Origin of the sequence: Cryobacterium sp. Y29, assembly GCF_002929825.1 — a bacterium.
Lineage (GTDB): Bacteria > Actinomycetota > Actinomycetes > Actinomycetales > Microbacteriaceae > Cryobacterium.
The window spans coordinates 43,896-61,501 of the sequence record NZ_PJJN01000025.1 but is presented as its reverse complement, the minus strand read 5'-3'; the positions used below and the strand labels follow the sequence as shown (position 1 = coordinate 61,501).

At 62.7% G+C, this 17,606-nt stretch carries 14 protein-coding genes and 1 tRNA gene; 11 read left to right on the top strand and 4 right to left on the bottom strand.

Translation table 11 applies throughout. From position 1 onward, the window contains the following. The first annotated feature begins 125 nt into the window (after positions 1 to 125). The 5 genes from CXY74_RS02470 to CXY74_RS02450 all read left to right on the top strand — a co-directional run bounded on the left by CXY74_RS02470 (position 126) and on the right by CXY74_RS02450 (position 9,664). Complete coding sequence (locus CXY74_RS02470) at positions 126 to 2,651, top strand: ATP-dependent Clp protease ATP-binding subunit (protein ID WP_104198971.1); 2,526 nt, start codon at positions 126 to 128, stop codon at positions 2,649 to 2,651. A 204-nt stretch (positions 2,652 to 2,855) separates the two neighbouring features. Beyond that, positions 2,856 to 3,371: an amino-acid N-acetyltransferase gene (locus tag CXY74_RS02465; RefSeq protein ID WP_104198970.1), complete on the top strand. Its 516-nt coding sequence runs from the start codon at positions 2,856 to 2,858 to the stop codon at positions 3,369 to 3,371. 188 nt (positions 3,372 to 3,559) lie between these two features. Continuing rightward, on the top strand, positions 3,560 to 8,287 hold the full coding sequence (locus tag CXY74_RS02460) for an ExeM/NucH family extracellular endonuclease (protein ID WP_104198969.1): 4,728 nt from the start codon (positions 3,560 to 3,562) through the stop codon (positions 8,285 to 8,287). A 128-nt stretch (positions 8,288 to 8,415) separates the two neighbouring features. After that, positions 8,416 to 9,063, top strand: a complete 648-nt coding sequence (locus CXY74_RS02455) for a hypothetical protein (protein ID WP_104198968.1) — start codon at positions 8,416 to 8,418, stop codon at positions 9,061 to 9,063. A 193-nt stretch (positions 9,064 to 9,256) separates the two neighbouring features. Continuing rightward, positions 9,257 to 9,664 (top strand): dehydrogenase, encoded by a 408-nt coding sequence (locus tag CXY74_RS02450; RefSeq protein WP_199183125.1) that lies wholly within the window; start codon positions 9,257 to 9,259, stop codon positions 9,662 to 9,664. A gap of 77 nt (positions 9,665 to 9,741) precedes the next feature. Here the strand turns inward: CXY74_RS02450 and radA are convergent, their stop codons facing one another. Together radA and CXY74_RS02440 are read right to left on the bottom strand one after the other, a co-directional pair. Beyond that, the gene (radA, locus tag CXY74_RS02445; protein WP_104198966.1) at positions 9,742 to 11,106 is read right to left on the bottom strand and encodes a DNA repair protein RadA; all 1,365 of its coding nucleotides are present in this window, start codon (positions 11,104 to 11,106) and stop codon (positions 9,742 to 9,744) included. A gap of 53 nt (positions 11,107 to 11,159) precedes the next feature. Beyond that, the gene (locus CXY74_RS02440; protein WP_104198965.1) at positions 11,160 to 11,939 is read right to left on the bottom strand and encodes an SGNH/GDSL hydrolase family protein; all 780 of its coding nucleotides are present in this window, start codon (positions 11,937 to 11,939) and stop codon (positions 11,160 to 11,162) included. Between the two features lie 86 nt (positions 11,940 to 12,025). On the opposite strand from CXY74_RS02440, the gene CXY74_RS02435 reads away from it, so the two are divergent. After that, positions 12,026 to 12,115 (top strand) — tRNA-Ser (locus CXY74_RS02435). Positions 12,116 to 12,347: 232 nt separating this feature from the next. After that, entirely contained in the window at positions 12,348 to 12,884 is a 537-nt protein-coding gene (locus tag CXY74_RS02430; RefSeq protein ID WP_104198964.1) for a DUF1643 domain-containing protein, read from the top strand. Here CXY74_RS02430 and CXY74_RS02425 read toward each other — a convergent pair. Together CXY74_RS02425 and CXY74_RS02420 are read right to left on the bottom strand one after the other, a co-directional pair. Beyond that, complete coding sequence (locus CXY74_RS02425; protein WP_104198963.1) at positions 12,871 to 13,974, bottom strand: site-specific integrase; 1,104 nt, start codon at positions 13,972 to 13,974, stop codon at positions 12,871 to 12,873. The two genes, CXY74_RS02430 and CXY74_RS02425, sit on opposite strands and share 14 nt — an antisense overlap. A 212-nt stretch (positions 13,975 to 14,186) precedes the next feature. Further along, positions 14,187 to 14,786, bottom strand: a complete 600-nt coding sequence (locus CXY74_RS02420; RefSeq protein ID WP_104198962.1) for a helix-turn-helix domain-containing protein — start codon at positions 14,784 to 14,786, stop codon at positions 14,187 to 14,189. Between the two features lie 104 nt (positions 14,787 to 14,890). Between CXY74_RS02420 and CXY74_RS02415 the strand changes: the two genes are divergently transcribed. From CXY74_RS02415 to CXY74_RS02400, 4 genes are all read left to right on the top strand, one after another. After that, positions 14,891 to 15,100, top strand: a complete 210-nt coding sequence (locus tag CXY74_RS02415) for an AlpA family transcriptional regulator (protein WP_104198961.1) — start codon at positions 14,891 to 14,893, stop codon at positions 15,098 to 15,100. A 163-nt stretch (positions 15,101 to 15,263) separates the two neighbouring features. Continuing rightward, on the top strand, positions 15,264 to 15,692 hold the full coding sequence (locus CXY74_RS02410) for a hypothetical protein (RefSeq protein WP_104198960.1): 429 nt from the start codon (positions 15,264 to 15,266) through the stop codon (positions 15,690 to 15,692). 466 nt (positions 15,693 to 16,158) lie between these two features. Further along, positions 16,159 to 16,521 carry a single-stranded DNA-binding protein gene (locus tag CXY74_RS02405; RefSeq protein WP_104198959.1) on the top strand — a complete coding sequence of 121 codons (363 nt, stop codon included), beginning with the start codon at positions 16,159 to 16,161 and terminating at the stop codon, positions 16,519 to 16,521. Positions 16,522 to 16,581: 60 nt separating this feature from the next. Beyond that, the gene (locus CXY74_RS02400) at positions 16,582 to 16,965 is read left to right on the top strand and encodes a hypothetical protein (protein ID WP_104198958.1); all 384 of its coding nucleotides are present in this window, start codon (positions 16,582 to 16,584) and stop codon (positions 16,963 to 16,965) included. Positions 16,966 to 17,606: the final 641 nt, after the last annotated feature.

Genomic DNA, 17,606 nt, shown 5'->3' with positions numbered 1-17,606 from the left:
GCCCGTGGGTGGGGGCCGCGCGCATCATCCGTCACGCCTAGGGCGAACAAACGCCCGGAAGCGGCGCAGGCTGGCTACTCTCAATGTAACGGCACCAACTGCCCTGGCGCCAAGGGAGCGATCACATGTTTGAAAGATTTACCGACCGAGCTCGTCGCGTCGTCGTTTTGGCCCAGGAAGAGGCCAAGATGCTCAACCACAACTACATCGGTACCGAGCACATTCTGCTCGGGCTGATTCACGAGGGTGAAGGCGTCGCCGCCAAGGCTCTGGAGAGCCTCGGTATCTCGCTGGACGCCGTGCGCGAGCAGGTTCAGGACATCATCGGCCAGGGGCAGCAGCAGCCCACCGGCCACATCCCCTTCACGCCGCGGGCGAAGAAGGTTCTCGAGTTGAGCCTGCGCGAAGCGCTGCAGCTCGGCCACAACTACATCGGAACCGAGCACATTCTGCTCGGCCTCATTCGCGAGGGTGAGGGCGTCGCCGCTCAGGTTCTCGTAAAGCTCGGCGCCGATCTCAACCGCGTGCGCCAGCAGGTCATCCAGCTCCTCTCCGGTTACCAGGGGAAGGAGCAGGTGCAGGTCGGTGCCAATGAGCAGGCGGCCAACACGGCCGGCAGCCAGGTGCTCGACCAGTTCGGTCGCAACCTCACCCAGATGGCCCGCGACAACAAACTCGACCCGGTCATCGGGCGCGAGAAAGAAATCGAGCGGGTCATGCAGATCCTCTCGCGTCGCACCAAGAACAACCCCGTGCTGATCGGTGAGCCTGGCGTTGGCAAGACCGCCGTCGTCGAGGGCCTCGCCCAGGCGATTGTCAAGGGCGATGTGCCCGAGACGCTCAAGGACAAGCAGCTCTACTCGCTCGACCTCGGCTCGCTCATCGCCGGCAGCCGCTACCGCGGTGACTTCGAAGAGCGCCTGAAAAAGGTCACCAAGGAGATCCGCACCCGTGGCGACATCATCGTCTTCATTGACGAGATCCACACCCTGGTCGGTGCGGGTGCCGCCGAGGGCGCCATTGACGCTGCGTCGATCTTGAAGCCGCTCCTCGCCCGTGGTGAGCTGCAGACCATCGGTGCGACCACCCTCGATGAGTACCGCAAGCACTTCGAGAAGGATGCCGCCCTCGAACGCCGCTTCCAGTCGATTCAGGTGGATGAGCCGTCGCTGCCGCACACCATCAACATCCTCAAGGGACTGCGGGACCGTTACGAGGCGCACCACAAGGTGTCTATCACCGACGGTGCACTCGTGGCTGCGGCGAACCTCGCCGACCGGTACGTCTCCGACCGGTTCCTGCCCGACAAGGCCATCGACCTGATCGACGAAGCCGGCGCCCGCCTGCGCCTGTCGATCCTCTCGAGCCCGCCCGAGCTGCGCGAATTCGACGAAAAGATCGCCGTCGTGCGCGCCGCCAAGGAACTCGCCATTGAAGAGCAGGACTTCGAGAAGGCTGCCGGCCTGCGCGACGAGGAGAAGAACCTCCTCGGCGAGCGTCTGCGCCTCGAGAAGAAGTGGAAGTCCGGCGACGTCAAGACCACCGCGGTCGTCGACGAAGGCCTGATCGCCGAAGTTCTGGCCCAGGCCACCGGTATTCCCGTGTTCAAGCTCACCGAGGAAGAATCCTCGCGGCTGGTCTTCATGGAAAAGGCATTGCACCAGCGCGTCATCGGTCAGGAAGAGGCTATCTCGGCGCTCGCCAAAACCATTCGTCGCACCCGGGCCGGCCTGAAGGACCCGAAGCGTCCCTCCGGTTCGTTCGTCTTCGCCGGCCCCACCGGCGTCGGCAAGACCGAGCTCGCCAAGGCGCTTGCCGAGTTCCTGTTCGACGACGAGGCCGCCATGATCTCGCTCGACATGAGTGAGTATGGCGAGAAGCACACCGTGTCGCGCCTGTTCGGTGCGCCTCCCGGGTTCGTCGGCTTCGAAGAGGGCGGTCAGCTCACCGAGAAGGTGCGCCGCAAGCCGTTCTCCGTGGTGCTGTTCGACGAGATCGAGAAGGCTCACCCCGACATCTTCAACTCCCTGCTCCAGATTCTGGAAGAGGGTCGGTTGACGGATGGCCAGGGCCGCGTGGTCGACTTCAAGAACACCGTCATCATCATGACCACCAACCTCGGTACCAAGGACATCTCGGGCGGACCGGTCGGCTTCCAGCTGGAAGGCGACAGCACCACCGGGTATGAGCGCATGGCCGGCAAGGTGAAGGATGAGCTGAAGAAGCACTTCAAGCCCGAGTTCCTGAACCGCGTGGACGAGATCATCGTGTTCCCGCAGCTGACCAAGCCCGAGTTGCTGCAGATCGTCGACCTGTTCATCAAACGTCTTGGTGTGCGTCTGCTCGACCGTGACATGACCGTCGAGGTTACCGTTTCGGCGAAAGAACACCTGATCGAGGTCGGTTTCGACCCAACGCTCGGTGCTCGGCCGCTGCGTCGCGCGATCCAGCGCGAGGTGGAGGATCGACTGTCGGAGAAGATCCTGCAGGGCGAGCTCAATGCCGGTGACCACGTGCACGTGGATTACGTCGATGGCGCGTACGTCTTCACCACGACGACCAGGGTTGACCCGGTCGGCGTCGGAGTGAACACGTCCGCCGCGATCGGCACCGGTCCGGCCACCCCCGACCTGGCCATCACCAGCGACTAGAAGTTTCGTTGAAAGGGCCCGGCAGATTCGTCTGCCGGGCCTTTTCTGTACCCGGGGCGGCCCTGCGTGCGCACAACTCCTGCAAATTTTGGAGCATCGAGTCAACTTCCGCGTCTTTCCAAGGGCTGCCGGTCGAAGCGAACACGAATTGCAGGAGTTACGCGCGGGGAGAGTCGGTGGAAGGGGGATCAATAGACTGGGAGAGTGAATTTGGAAACGGGATACACGGTGCGCCGCGCTCGCACGAATGACGTGCCCGGCATCGAAGCGCTCGTCGAACCGCTCGTGCAGCAGCGCATTCTGCTCGGCAAGGATCGTGTCGTGTTCTACGAAGCGGTGCAGGAATTTCGGGTGGCCGTTGATGCTTCCGGCGCTCTGATCGGCTGCGGCGCCCTCCACGTCATATGGGAGGATCTCGGCGAGGTGCGCACCCTTGCCGTCGACGCGAAATGGCTCGGTCGCGGCGTCGGCTACGCGATCATGCAACGCCTCGAAGCGGATGCCCAGGGCCTCGGCCTCAGCCGACTGTTCTGCCTCACTTTCGAGGTGGGCTTCTTCGCTCGCAACGGGTTTAGTGACATGGGCACCGAAACCGTCGACCCGGCCGTCTACGCCGAGCTCGTGCGCTCGCCCGATGAGGGTGTGGCCGAGTTTCTCGACCTGGCCCGGGTGAAGCCGAACACTCTCGGCAACACCCGTATGGTGAAGCGACTGAACTGACGAATTGGGCCGGAGCGGTCGAATCGGGCATTAAACGGTGCTCATACGAGCAAAGTAGGCGGTGTTTACCCCCCGGACATGGGCCGTCGCTAGGCTGCGCTTAATTGCACCCGCCACTCCATGGGCCGGGAGGTCTTTCGATCGCACGGCCCCGGGTGCGATGACACGACCTATGAATGAGGAGATCCATGTCATCCGCCGTTCGCCGCCGCTCCAGGTTGGTTTTCGCCACGCTGCTCGGGGTGAGCCTCGCGGCCGCTCCGATCATTGCCATACCGGCCAACGCCAATACCGCCGGTACCGGAGTCGTCATCAATGAGGCGTACCTGAACGGGGGAAGCTCGGGCGCGACCTACCTGAACAAGTTCGTCGAGCTTTACAATCCGACTGACGCCGATGTGTCCCTCGTCGGAACCTCGATTCAATACCGATCGGCCGGCGGATCATCGAACCCAACCGGGGTCGTTGCCCTGACCGGCACGATCGCGGCCGGCGGCTACTATCTCGTGCAGGGCAGCTCGAACGCCGCCAACGGTGCCGTACTGCCGACGCCGGATGCCTCCATCGGCGCCTCCTTCGCCGCCGCCGCCGGCACGATCTTCTTCGCCAACCAGCCCACGGCGCTGAATGCCCCCGCCACGGGTTCACTCACCGGTCAGGCGCAAATTCTCGACCTGATCGGCTACGGAACCTCAAACACGTTTGAGGGAACGGCCGCAGCCGCGGCATCCGTCACCACCTCGGTGAATCGCACAACGTTTGTCGACACCGACGTGAACGCCGCTGATTTCCGCTCGAACGTGCCCACGCCGACGAACACGGCCGGTGACACGGGAACCCCGGTTGAACCGGGGCCAGACCCCGACCCGACCCCGGTGCCCGACGACCTGACAGCGATCGACGCGATCCAGGGCACGACCGACACGAGCCCGCTCGCTGGAACCGTCGTCAAGACCTCCGGTGTGGTCACAGCCGCCTACCCGACCGGAGGCTTCAACGGGTTCTACCTGCAGACCGCTGGTACCGGTGGTGATCTGGACCTCGCCAGCCACACTGCTTCGCACGGTGTCTTCGCGTACTCCAAATCGGCACAAGCCAAGGTTCAGATCGGTGACTACGTGCAAGTAGTGGGCACCGTCGTAGAGTTCTTCGGCATGACCGAGGTCACCTTCGGCACCGTTGGCGATGTCACCCAGCTCACCGACAGCACTGTGGCCGTGACACCCGCCGCAGTCTCATTGCCGACCAACACGCAACAGCGGGAAACCCTTGAGGGTATGCTGCTCGCGCCGCAGGGCGACTTCACCGTCACCAATAACTACCGGACCAACCAGTACGCCGAAATCGGACTCGCCACCGGAACGACGCCGCTGGTCAATCCGAGTGTGACAGCACTGCCCGGATCAGCCCAATACCAGACAGCGCTCGCGGAGAACGCCGGCCGCGCGGTCACGCTCGACGACGGGGCTACCACCAACTACCTCGCCGCCGCCAACCAGGGCAGCCCGGTTCCGTACCTGTCAACGACCGCTCCGGTGCGCATCGGCGCGGCGGTGTCGTTCCGGTCTCCGGTCGTCTTCGACTTTCGCAACGACGCCTGGAAGTTTCAGCCGACCACAGCCCTCGTCCCGGCGAACGCCGCGACCGTGCAGCCGGTAACCTTTGCCGACACCCGCACGAACGCGCCGAAAGACGTCGGTGGGGACATCCGCTTAGCCAGTTTCAACGTTCTGAACTATTTCTCCACCACGGGAGACACGCTCGACGGCTGCCGGTATTACAACGACCGGGCCGGCGTGCCGACCACGGTGCGCGGCGGATGCGATGCCCGCGGCGCCGCGACCCAGATCAGTTTCGAACGCCAGCAGGCCAAGATCGTCTCGGCCATCAACGCTCTCGACGCCGACGTGGTGTCGCTCGAAGAGATCGAGAACTCGGCCGCGTTCGGCAAGGATCGCGACGATGCCCTCGCGAACCTGACCGCGGCGCTGAACGCTTCAGCGGGTAGCAACGTGTGGGCGTTCGTGGCTTCACCGACCGCACTTCCAGCCAGCGAAGATGTCATCCGCACCGCGTTCATCTACAAGCCGGCTGTCGTCGAAACGGTGGGGGATTCGGTCATTCTGACCGAGTCCGTCGCCTTCAATGGTCGCGCGCGCGAACCGCTGGCCCAGGCATTTGCGCTGATCGGCGATGACGAGAGCAGCTTCCTCGCCATCGTCAACCACTTCAAATCAAAGGGGTCGGGCACCGGGGACGACGCCGACCAGGGTGACGGCCAGGGAGCATCCAACCCGACCCGCATCGAGCAGGCCCGTGCGCTCGTGGCCTTCGCCGACGAGGTCAAGATCGATTCCGGCATCGACCGGGTCTTTCTCACCGGAGACTTCAACGCCTACGACATGGAAGACCCGATTCAAGTACTGCTGGAGGCCGGCTATATCAACCAGGGCGACGACAGCGGCGAGTACACCTATGCCTTCGGCGGCACGGTTGGCTCGCTGGACCACGTCTTCGCTTCGCCCGAAGCGGATGCCGCGGTGAACGCCGTCGATGTTTGGAACATCAACTCGGTGGAGTCGGTCGCCCTCGAGTACAGCCGGTACAACAACAACGTGACCGACTTCTACGTCGCCGACGCGTTCCGCTCCTCAGACCACGACCCGGTTGTGCTTGGTCTCAACCTCAGGTCACCGACTGCTATCGAACTGAACCTGCTCAACATCAACGATTTCCACGGACGCATTGACGCGAACACCGTCAAGTTCGCGGGAACCGTCGAACAGCTTCGCGCCGAGTACGGCGATGCGAACTCGCTGTTCCTGTCGAACGGCGACAATATCGGAGCCTCGGTGTTCGCATCGGCGTCGCAAAATGACCGCCCCACCATTGACGTTCTCAACGCCCTCGACCTCGCTGCTTCCGGCGTGGGCAACCACGAGTTCGACCAGGGCTTCGGCGACCTGACCGGGCGGGTGGCCGATGCGGCCGACTTCGACTATCTCGGAGCGAACGTTTACAACGTCGGCACGGAAACGCCCGCGATGCAGGAATACGCCCTGCTCGACGTGGCCGGCATCACCGTGGGTGTAATCGGCGCGGTCACCGAAGAGACCCCCGCGCTCGTGTCACCCAACGGAATCGCGACCCTGAGCTTCGGCGACCCGGTCGCAGCTGTCAACCGAGTGGCAACCCAACTGACCGACGGCGACCCGTCCAACGGCGAAGCCGATGTGCTGATCGCCGAATACCACGAGGGCGCCGGCGCGGGAATGCCGGACGGTGCAACGCTCGAGCAGGAACTCGCCGCTGGCGAAGCCTTTGCGAACATCGTGAATGACACGTCGGCCGCGGTCGACGCGATCTTCACCGGCCATACGCACAAGCAGTACGCGTGGGACGCACAGGTCCCCGGCGCGGCCGCTGGCGTGACTCGCCCCGTGCTCCAGACCGGCAGCTACGGCGAGAACATCGGGCAGGTCGTACTCAGCTACGATATTGCCTCAGGTGACACCACCACCGTGACCAACCGCAACGTAGCCCGCTCCACCGCACCCGATGCCGACCTCGCGGCCGGCTATCCGCGCGTTGCCGAAGTGCAGGCAATAACGAATGCCGCGCTGGCGGAGGCGGCGATCCAGGGCAACGTGCCCGTGGGATCGATCACCGCCGACATCACCCGGGCCTGCCTCGGCGGAGTCGCCCCGTGCGCCGAAAATCGCATGGCTCCCTCTTCCCTGGGCTCCCTCGTCGCCAACTCGTTGCGCGCGTCCCTGGCTGACCCTGCCATCGGCGGCGCCGAGATCGGCATCGTCAACCCCGGTGGTATTCGGGCCGACCTTTCGCTCGCTCCCAACGGTGTCGTGACGTATGCCGAGGCGAACGCGGTGCTGCCGTTCCTGAACAACTTGTGGACGACAAGTCTCACCGGCGCACAGTTCAAGTCCGTTCTTGAACAGCAGTGGCAGACCAACGCCGATGGCACGATTCCGAGCCGTCCGTTCCTGCAACTCGGCCTGAGTGACAACGTGGATTACACCTTCGATGCCGCTCGTGCCGCGGGTGACCGTGTGACGGGCATCTGGATCGACGGGACGCAGCTCGACCCGGCACAGTCCTACCGCATCGGTTCGTTCAATTTTCTCCTCACCGGCGGCGACAATTTTCGCGAGTTCAGGAATGGAACGGATACCCGCGACTCCGGCCTCGTCGACCGGGACGCGTGGATTTCTTACATCCAGCAGAACAGCCCGCTGGCACCGTCGTTCAAGGCCAACCAGGCCTCGATCACCGGGGCCCCCACGGCAGCGGTCAACCCGGGTGACGCTCTCACCCTCACGGTCGGAAGTCTCAACCTCACGTCGCTCGGTGCCCCGAAAAACACGCAACTCGCGCTGAAGTGGTCGGGTGCCGACGTGGGTACGGCATCCGTTGATTCGACGGGTACGGCCACCGTGACCGTTACGGTACCGGCCGACGCGATCGAAAACAGCGTGCTGGAGATGACGGCCGTCGAATCGGGCACCATCGTGCGCCTGGCTGTCGCGGTGGCCGTCAATGCCGAACCGGGCGAGGCGCCTGCCGCTGCCTCAGCGAAAGAGCTGACGAAGAAGCTCAAGAACGCGATCGATACCGACCAGAATTCCTATCGGGCCGGTGACAGGGCTGTAGTCGAGGTCGGAATGGAGCATGCCGGAGAATATGTGTCGGTGTGGGCCTACTCCAAGAAGAAAGCCGACAACGTCGGTGGTTGGTTGCTCGTGAGCGCCGAGGGCACTGTGAGCGTCACTCTCGCCGACGACCTCAAGCACGGCCGGTACAGGGTCTCTGCGCAGAATGCGAGCGGTGACGTGATCGGTTGGACCGATGTCAAAATCGACCACCCCAGGAAGCCGCTGAAGAACGGCCCGCGCTAGCCCCGCGGTTGCGCGGGCCCGTCCGCACCGCTTCGGTTGCGGGCGGGCTCTCGATTCTTCCGGCATCAATTGCTGCCGACACGCACACCATTACCGGGTTCTGGCACCGTCTTCAATAACCTTGGGGCATGTCGACGATCAAGCAATCGGTCGGCCGCCAGTCCAGCAAGGTGTACCGGCGCCGGCGTTTCGTAGTAGGGCTCGGGCTTCTCGCCGTGCTCGTCATTCTCTTCCTCATCATCGTGCGACCGGGAGCCAGCAAGGGCGACGCGGCAACCTCGAAATCACCGGCGGCCGCCTTGACCGAGTCGGCCGCACCGACGGATGCCGCCAGCACGATTCCCGAGACGGCCACTGCCGTCGACGGCGCTGCCTGCGACCCATCTGCGGTAGAGGTCGCGGCCATCACCGATGCGACGAATTACGCGGCCGACGCCTTGCCGCAGCTGTCGCTAGGCCTGACCAACATCGGAACGACCGACTGTGTGATCAATGCCGGTAACGCCAGGCAGGTGTTCACCGTGATGAGCGGGACAGACGTGTACTGGACCTCGACCGACTGCCAGACCAACCCGATCGACGCCCAGGTGACCCTCAAGCCCGGGGTCGCCATGCCACTCGCTACACCGATCGCGTGGGATCGCACCCGCTCGGCCGTTGATACCTGTGAAGCCGCAACCCGCACTGCGGTTCCGGCCGGCGGAGCCTCCTATTACCTGCACGTGACCGTGGACGGCATCAAGGCGGCCACCCCGGCGCTCATGATTTTGAATTAGAGTCCGGTCCCGAAGAACGGTCCGTATGACCGGCAGAATTAGGCCGCTTCGATGCGTTCATGTCGACATTACGAGGCGTCGCAAAATCTCTCGGCAGTGCATACCGCTGTTGGTGCCGGGGCTTTCGAATCCGTTCGCTCGTGGCGTGCGCTGCCAGTTGGGCACGCACGGCCACGCCTGATTGAATGAATGGGTGACCGATACGACTGCCAACACCCGTTCCGAGGCTCTTGCCGCCGCACTGGCGGCGCAGGACGTCGTCGCCGTCGCCTATGCGCTGCGCAACGACTATATGATCGTGCCGCAACTCGTCGTCAACGGCGAGGCGGCACAGGTACGGGTTTTCGGCCGCGAAGGCTCCGACAAGCGCATGCTGCTGCTCTTCTCCGCGGCGGAGAACTACGTGCGTGTGGTTCCCAACGACATCAACCCGCAGATCATGGTTTGCGATGGCCAGTGGCTGCGGGAGTTTCTCACCGTGCACGCCGCGACGCTGGAGATGGTCTTCTTCGACATCGCCGGGCCGAACGTCATGCAAGCCGCTCCAGCTGACCTACTGAAGGCACTGAGCCCTCAGCTCGGCCGCAGCGACGACGAATAACGGCACGTGCCTAACGCGTGTCTGGATCGCGCGTTTTGCACGTTCCGTGGGTCACTGATTCGCTGAATGGCGCTGGCCTATCCCCACGCCCGATCGAGTTCGGCGTCGCGTGGATTGCGGGTGGTGCCGAGCGCGAGGGCAACCGCCGCATGAATCGAGCCGCAAGCGGCGTCGATCTGGGTAGTGAAGCCCAGGCGCATTGCCTCGTTCACGCGTTGCTTGGACATGAGCGCGCCTCGTACCTCGCCGGCCAGGCTGATCTCGCCGAACGCGACCACGTTGTGCGCCACGGCAAGACCGGTGAACGCCGAGGCGATGGCGAGCGCAATTGCGAGATCGGCGGCCGGCTCATTCAGACGGATACCGCCGACCGTCGACACGTAGACATCTTTGGTCGACAGATTCATGCCTGCGCGCTCCTGCAACACCGCGAGCAACATGGCGACGCGGGCTGAATCGACGCCGCTCGTGACGCGGCGCGGGTTCGGAGCCTGAGTGTCGGTGACGAGCGCCTGCACTTCGACCGGCATGGCACGGCGGCCCTCCAGAGCGACCGTGACACAGGTGCCATCGACCGGCTCGGTGGCTCGGCTCAGGAACAACCCACTTGGGTCGGGCACCTCGGCGATGCCATCACCGGTCATCTCGAAGCAGCCGACCTCGTCGGTCGGTCCGAACCGATTTTTCAGCGCCCGAATGAATCGCAGTGACGTTTGGCGGTCTCCCTCGAACTGGCAAACCACATCGACCAGGTGCTCAAGCACCCGCGGCCCGGCGATCGAGCCGTCTTTGGTGACGTGACCGACCAGTAACACTGGCAGGTTGCGGTCTTTGGCGACCCGAATCAAAGTGGATGCCACCTCCCGCACCTGGCTGGGCATGCCCGGCGAACCGTCGGAGAGCGCACTCGACACGGTCTGCACCGAGTCGACGATAATGAGGTCGGGCTTGACCGCGTCGATCTGCCCAAGAATGACCCCGAGGTCGGTTTCGGCGGCGATGTACAGTTCGGGTTCGAGCGCGTTGGTGCGTTCGGCGCGCAATCGCACCTGGCTCACTGACTCTTCGGCGCTGACGTAGAGCACGCGGCTCTTTGCCGCCGCTGCCTTGGAGGCGACTTCGAGCAGCAGCGTAGACTTGCCGACGCCCGGCTCGCCGCTGAGCAGAACCACCGACCCGGGCACGATGCCACCGCCGAGCACCCGGTCGAACTCGTTGATACCCGTCGGCCAGTGAGCGGCGGCATCCGTTTCAACATGGGTGATGGGGCGTGCGATGCCATCGCCGACCAGTGTGATGGCCTTGAGTTTGCGAGTGATGCCGATGCTCTGGCCAGCATCGACGACGGTGCCCCACTGCTGGCATTCGCCGCAACGACCTGCCCATTTGAGAGTGGTCCAGCCGCACTCAGAGCAGCGAAAAGAGGAGATGGATTTTGCCATATTCCGAGCCTAGCCGTGGCCGCCGACAGGCGGCCGCGCACGCGGTGCGCGCTCTAGTCGGCCTCGGTTAACGTGTGGCTGACCGGTGAGAAACGGTGCGCAATATCGGCGCTCATCGACGGCAGGAACGCCTCCGCCCAGGACCGGTATCCACGGTCGTTGGGGTGAAAGAGATCTTTGGCGACGTGGGTCATGATGCTGCGAAGGCCGGCCCGTTTGGTCGTTGCGTGCAGCGGAACCACCGTCAGCTTGTGCTCGGCGGCGATCCGGCGAATGATCTCGTTGGCTACCGCCACCTTGATTTCGTTGTGCGGCAGGTGAAAGCAGGGGAGGTCGGCGACGAGGGCGTCTGGCGGCAGCGTGTCGAAAACGGAGCGAATGCCGGTTTCAAAGGCCTCGGGGTTCCATCGGGCGATGTCGTTGGCGCCGATCGCGACCGTGATGAGGTCGGGCTTGAGGTTGTCGAAGCGCGGAAGCTGATCGCGCACGGCCAAAGCAACCGTGGCACCCGACACGCTGAGGTTCACGACGCGGACCGTTCGTCCGGTCGCCAGCCGTACGTGATCGGCGAGAACGCCGACGTAGCTCTTGTTCGGGCTCGAGGCCCCGATGCCCTGGGCGGCACTGTCGCCGATCGCGACGTAGAGCAGTTCTCCTGGGTGTTTGGCGTTGTCGCGCCACCATGCCGAGTGCACCGGAAGGGTTTCGTTGAGAATGACCTTCTGCTGTTCGAGGTCACGACGAAAACGGGTAGTGGCGAGTCCGATGCCTGTCGCAGCAACGGCTACTCCGGTAGCGATGGCAGAACGGATGCGTGGAGTCGGTGAAGTCACCCGCTGAGGCTACTCCGCGGCATCCGTGTGTCTGCTGCATGTTCGCCGATTCGCGTCGGACCACAGTCTCTACTAGGATCGACCGCGGTACCGTGTCCGAGCGGCCGAAGGTGCGACTCTCGAAAAGTCGTGTGGGGGAGACTCCACCGTGGGTTCAAATCCCACCGGTACCGCCACGAAAAACCCCCTACATCGCAGTGTTTCACTGGGGAGTAGGGGGTTCTTCTTTGCCCGAATGGCCGTTTTGGCAACATTTTGGCAACACTTGAAAAAATTTTGGTGTGGAAAACTAGGATCAACGTGATGAAAAGTGGCGTATCGAGCCTCGTGCTGCGCATCGCGGGAGCACGCGCACGGGGTAGGTCCAGGCCCGTTTTCGCCGGCTCGGTCACCGTGAGACAGTGATGAATGATCGAAGTCGACAAGCGAGCTGAACTTTCGAAAAATCGAATGTATCGCTATCGACTTTCCAGAGTGTGGTCTGACGGTCCGCGCGCGACTTTCGTAATGCTGAATCCGTCCACCGCGGATGAGCACTCGGATGATCCAACGCTTCGGCGATGTATCGGATTCGCCCGGCATTGGGGGCTCGGAGGGCTGAACGTCGTGAACCTCTACGCGTTCCGGGCAACGCAGCCGGCCGATTTGTGGACCGCAGCTGATCCCCTCGGTCCAGACAACGACCGCTATCTGGAAGACGCTGGCGCGGGCGGTGAGGTACTGGTCGCCGCTTGGGGCATGCACGCCAAGCCAGAGCGCGTCAAAGAGGTGCTGTCAATTCCTGGATTCGACTTGCTCACCTGCCTGCGGACGACGAAGCGAGGGCATCCGAGTCATCCGCTGTATTTGCCGAGCGAACTGTCACCGACATCCTGGCCTGTCCAAGGACATGATCTGCACACGGTCTCCAAGCTGATCGGTGGATCGGGACTCAGTCGATGCTGAGAGTTCGAGCGTCGTCGAGCGCGTCGGCCACCGAGTCGAGATCGTCGTCGAAAAGGTCGGCGTAGGTGTCGAGAGTCATGGCTGCCGACGCGTGGCCAAGCATTCGTTGGATGGCTTTCACATTGGCGCCGGCGGAGATGGCCAGGCTCGCTGCGGTGTGGCGCAGATCGTGGAGTGTCATTCGCGGAAACGTGCTGTCGGCAGTCTGCGATTTACGCACCGCCGACACGAACCAGCCCCGCCGGGAATCGGGGCTGCGGACGTAGTCGAGGCCACTTCCGAAAAGTAGCTCGCCGCGACCACGAGTGGCCCCAGTCGAGTTTTTCATGAGTTCGACGAAGAGCGGATTGAGAAACGTTGGATAGGGGACCGCGCGTGCTTGATGCGTCTTGGGTGTGCCGACGTGGATGGTCCCACTAACGCTCACCGCATTTTCGTGCACCTGAATGCGCCGTCGCACCGTGTCCACGTCGCGAATTCGCAACGCGGTCGCTTCGCCCCAGCGCAACCCGGTATAGGCCAAGGCGAGAACGAGAGTCGAGTGCTTACGGGAATTTTGTGCGAGCAGAGCGACCTGTCTGTGCGACAGGTATGCGTGCTGGCCCTTCGTCTTACGCGGCAGGGTCACTCCCCGCGCAGGATTCGAGGGAATGCGCCGATCCTTGACCGCAACATCAAGAATCGCGGCCAGCACACCATAAATCCGCAAAACGGTCGTCGCGCTGCGGCCCGCAACCAGCTGCGAGATCCAAATCTGTACGTCGCTGTGACGAATCTGGCCGACCTTGCAGGTGCCCCAGGTCGGAAGGACGTATCGCCTCCACGCAACCTCAACGGGGTGAAGTGAAGACGGCTTGAGGTGTGTCTGAGATGCCAACCAGTCAGCACCCAACACGGTGATCAGGGCCTTCGATGCGGTGGCATCGATGTATTCACCAGTAGCTTTCTTGATCTCTATGGCCGACAGGTAGAGCTCGGCGTCTCTCTTCGTTCGGAACCCGCGCTTCTGAGTCTGCAGATGATCGGGACGCCGGTAAATCACTCGATAGCGCTTGCCGCTCGTCGTGGCGTATGACTCGATGCTTCCCATGACCTCACCTCGGGATCGTCAGTGATCGTGAATCTGATCTCACTATCCTCGGACCCACTGACATCGAGTGGATGCCGCGCTGTTTGCGGATTGCCTGAAGGCGGTTGCCAATCCGAACTTGCGCCAGAAAGTTCGTCACGCGCACAGATTACAACTGGCGGGCCGGTTCTCTGCGGCTCCCATGCGGCAATGCTTTGGCTTGATTCCAGTGGTTACGGGGCCCACCCCTCGAGGTCCCACCCCGTATCGGCAAGGAAGGTGCTGAGCTGTTTTATGCGCCGGTCTGCCTCGGCCAGTTGTTCCCTGGTGGTGTCCCAGATCGGGGGTTCAGTGGTGACTTCGCTGGCGGGCGTGAGCTCTGCCTCGATGGCCACGTTGATGGTGAGGCGTCGGCGCTCCCGCAGGCTCGCGATAAGTTCACGCATGGCCTCGAGCTGGGAGCGTTCCGTGCGCTCGGTGAGGTCTCGCCACCGGTAGGCGCCATCGGTCTCCCCGGAGATCCAGGCATCGAACTCTGCGACGGTCATGCCCTCGAATGTGTCGCTGAGGTTGACCAGATCGAGCGGGTCCTGTGGGCGTCCGATCGGTGCCAGGAGAAATACCGGTGGAACTCGAAGCGCGTGGGAGATGTTCAGGAGTTGGCTGACCGAGAGGTCTTGCTTGCGGCCGGCTTCGAGGTTTTGAAGGATCGCTTCGGTGACGTTGCCGCCTGGCATTAAGTCGGCCAGGTCTTTGGCGGAGCGAATACCGTGCCGTTTGCGGATGGCTTGGATCCGCTCGCCGATTCCGAACTGCCGCACAAAACCTGTCATGCCGACACCGTACAGCTATTGATCCTTGTCAAACAGCGAAAAGCGTTTTATTGTGATCGCAACACGAAGCAACGAGTGCCTCGTGTCACCAAAGGGACGTAATCATGACTGAAGAATTCATCCTCCCCGTCGTCGTCGCCGAACTCACCGGACTGACCATTGGAGGGCTGGCCCACCTGCGCTACCTGGGCCGGGGGCCGCGCTTCTACAAGCCGACGCCCAAGAAGGTCCTGTACAAGCGGTCCGAAGTGATCGCTTGGGTCGAGGCCAGTGCGCAGACGCAGACGGGCGAACGCGCGCTCGTGGCGCGGTGAGCCCACATCTGCTGTTGCGGACGACGAGATTGTCGGCCCGCGGCAGGCCAAAGAAAAAGCCCCGGGTTGCACCCCGGGGCAAGGATCGAACACCCGCAAAGGATCTGATCTATGACCAGAATACTGAAATTCTGCCATCTCGCAACGCCTCGCACCCGACCCGGTGGGTGAGAACACTGTGGGTCTCTATGCGGCCAAGGGTGCCGTTCTTGTGGCTGCGCGACTGGGTCTGGGGCATGCGGCGACCCGGCTGCTATTGCACATGGCGCTGGAAAGCTGGGACGATACCGATAACCCTGGCAATCAACCGCCACGCCGGTACTTCGCGTCCCGAGAATCTTCGGCGATCGCCCTGGGCTATCTGGCTCCGGATAACGGATCAGAGTCGGCACACCACTCCGTCAAGCGGGCGATTGCGGAACTCGTCGCCAGCGGCGCTATCGAGCGAGTCAGCGCTGGCCACCGTGGACACAATGCCGAGTTCAATCTGCTCGTTGACAGCACGAAGCCGGGCGGTCACCGACGGTATGAAACCAACGTCATTCCGATGTTGCGGCACGGAGGTTTGGGGGCCGGTGAGTGGCCCCCGTAGGGGGCCGTTTAGCGTACCGATAGGGGGTCAGATCTGGCCCTATAGGGGGCCGCTGATCGGCCCCCCTAACAGTACTAACAGGATAAACAAAACATTAACAGTACGCGCGCACGAAAAACGCCTGTGGATAACTCGCCAAAAACGCCGTGCAACTAGCCTTCGATCGCAGCCGAAATCGGATCGATGTGACACCACGTAAAACACAATTTGTGACCTGTCCGGCAGGTCATCGTAGTTCGCTGCGCGCCTACCGTTCCCGGAATCTCAGACGCGGTCGCACGCTCCCTCAATTCCCCTGAGATTCAGGGTACTATCGCCGCTCACGCTCACGCTCACGCTCACGCTCACGCTCACGCTCGCTATCGATTTCTCTCGCCGGAAGGCACCAGAAACAGTTGGTCGAAGAACCCAAGGCCAACGACACCCACCGCACGTCAACGCAGCACTCATCGAAGGAGAAGCACTCATGACCACACGCACCATCATTGGCAACCTGGCGCTGGACCCCGAAGTCGTCACTGCCGGCAGCATTCAGATCACCAAGCTGCGCGTCATCGAGAACACCGGCGAGTACCGCGGCGGCAAATGGCTCGCCCACGACGCCGCCACCACTCACTTCGTGGAAGCCAAGTTCGAGCTCGGCCAGAACGTCGCCGTCACTCTGCACAAGGGTGACCCCGTCATCGTCGTCGGCCGCGAGCACACCGACAGCTGGGGCGACGACCAAGCACGCCAATACGGACGAGTCATTTACGCCGACAACATCGGCCCCGACCTCAACCGCGCCGTCGCAACCGTGCGGCGCAACTCCAAGCCCGACATCGAATAGCCATCCCGGGTGGGTCGCACTCGCGGCCCACCCTCACAATCGCATGAAAGGAGTACCACTATGAACGACCACGACAGCGAATTGAGCAGCCGGGCGAACGAGCTGGCCGACATCGCACGCAGCCTGGCGCACGCGGCTCGGGCGATCGAACGGCCCTACGACTCGTACCTGCTGCTCGGGTGTCTGACCGCCACCCAACGCTCCCTCGGCCAGGTGTACGACCAGCTCGCCAACTGGCACAGCACCGTCGTCGACGGCGTCGAGTACAACGGCGAAGATGGCTGCGGCGCCGGCTGCGCACCCGGAGTCGCTCGGGCTGAACTCGGCCTTCGCGATGCCGCCCAATTCGCCGGCATCGTCGAAGATGCCCTCATGCAAGCCCACAACGCCAACAGCGTCGTTCGCTGGTTCGACAGCGTGGAACGATTCCCGCGCTTGTCGTAACGAGCTGATTCCGGCGACGGAACGGCCCGTGGTCGCACATCGAGTTGCCCACGTCTCGACGGCTGAAACGACATAGAGCCGACAAGATTTGGCCGCTCGCGTCGACGCTTCCGCGGGTGCAACGTCACGGGATGCCATCGATATCCGGGCCCATTTCGGCTTCGCCCGGCGGAGCAGGTTCAGTGCGGGCGGCTGCTAGATGAGCAGCAGAGGGGCCAAAGATCGGTCGCAGATACCACGTCGTCCGTCACGAATTTGGACACACGGAGGGCGCCATAAGCCTGCGTGGGTATTCGTTTACCTATTCACCGGCAGCGAATAGGTAAACGAATATGTGCGGGGTCTCTTTCCCTGTCCCACCGCCGCCCCCTCGCTGCGCTCGCTTCCCAACCTCCCACACCCATCGTTCCTCAGTGTGTAGGAGGTTGGGAAGTAAAGGGGTGGTAGTGGGACAGGGAAAGAGAAGAAAAAAGTAGAAGAAAAAAACAGAAGTACAAAAACAAAAAAGAAAGAAACTGAAAAGAAAAAAAAGAGGGAGAACAAGAAAAGAAGACAGAGAAGAAGTGAAAAAGTGGCAGGAAAAGCTAGGGAAGGCCGGCAGAAAATGGGGGAGCCGATGGCAGAAAGTAGGAAGCAATCGG

Bases quoted from the DNA above. Each gene is read 5' to 3' on its own strand.
- CXY74_RS02470 (WP_104198971.1), top strand. From the start codon at position 126: ATGTTTGAAAGATTTACCGACCGAGCTCGTCGCGTCGTCGTTTTGGCC.
- CXY74_RS02460 (WP_104198969.1), top strand. From the start codon at position 3,560: ATGTCATCCGCCGTTCGCCGCCGCTCCAGGTTGGTTTTCGCCACGCTG.
- CXY74_RS02455 (WP_104198968.1), top strand. From the start codon at position 8,416: ATGTCGACGATCAAGCAATCGGTCGGCCGCCAGTCCAGCAAGGTGTAC.
- radA (WP_104198966.1), bottom strand. From the start codon at position 11,106: ATGGCAAAATCCATCTCCTCTTTTCGCTGCTCTGAGTGCGGCTGGACC.
- CXY74_RS02430 (WP_104198964.1), top strand. From the start codon at position 12,348: ATGATCGAAGTCGACAAGCGAGCTGAACTTTCGAAAAATCGAATGTAT.
- CXY74_RS02425 (WP_104198963.1), bottom strand. From the start codon at position 13,974: ATGGGAAGCATCGAGTCATACGCCACGACGAGCGGCAAGCGCTATCGA.
- CXY74_RS02420 (WP_104198962.1), bottom strand. From the start codon at position 14,786: ATGACAGGTTTTGTGCGGCAGTTCGGAATCGGCGAGCGGATCCAAGCC.
- CXY74_RS02415 (WP_104198961.1), top strand. From the start codon at position 14,891: ATGACTGAAGAATTCATCCTCCCCGTCGTCGTCGCCGAACTCACCGGA.
- CXY74_RS02405 (WP_104198959.1), top strand. From the start codon at position 16,159: ATGACCACACGCACCATCATTGGCAACCTGGCGCTGGACCCCGAAGTC.
- CXY74_RS02400 (WP_104198958.1), top strand. From the start codon at position 16,582: ATGAACGACCACGACAGCGAATTGAGCAGCCGGGCGAACGAGCTGGCC.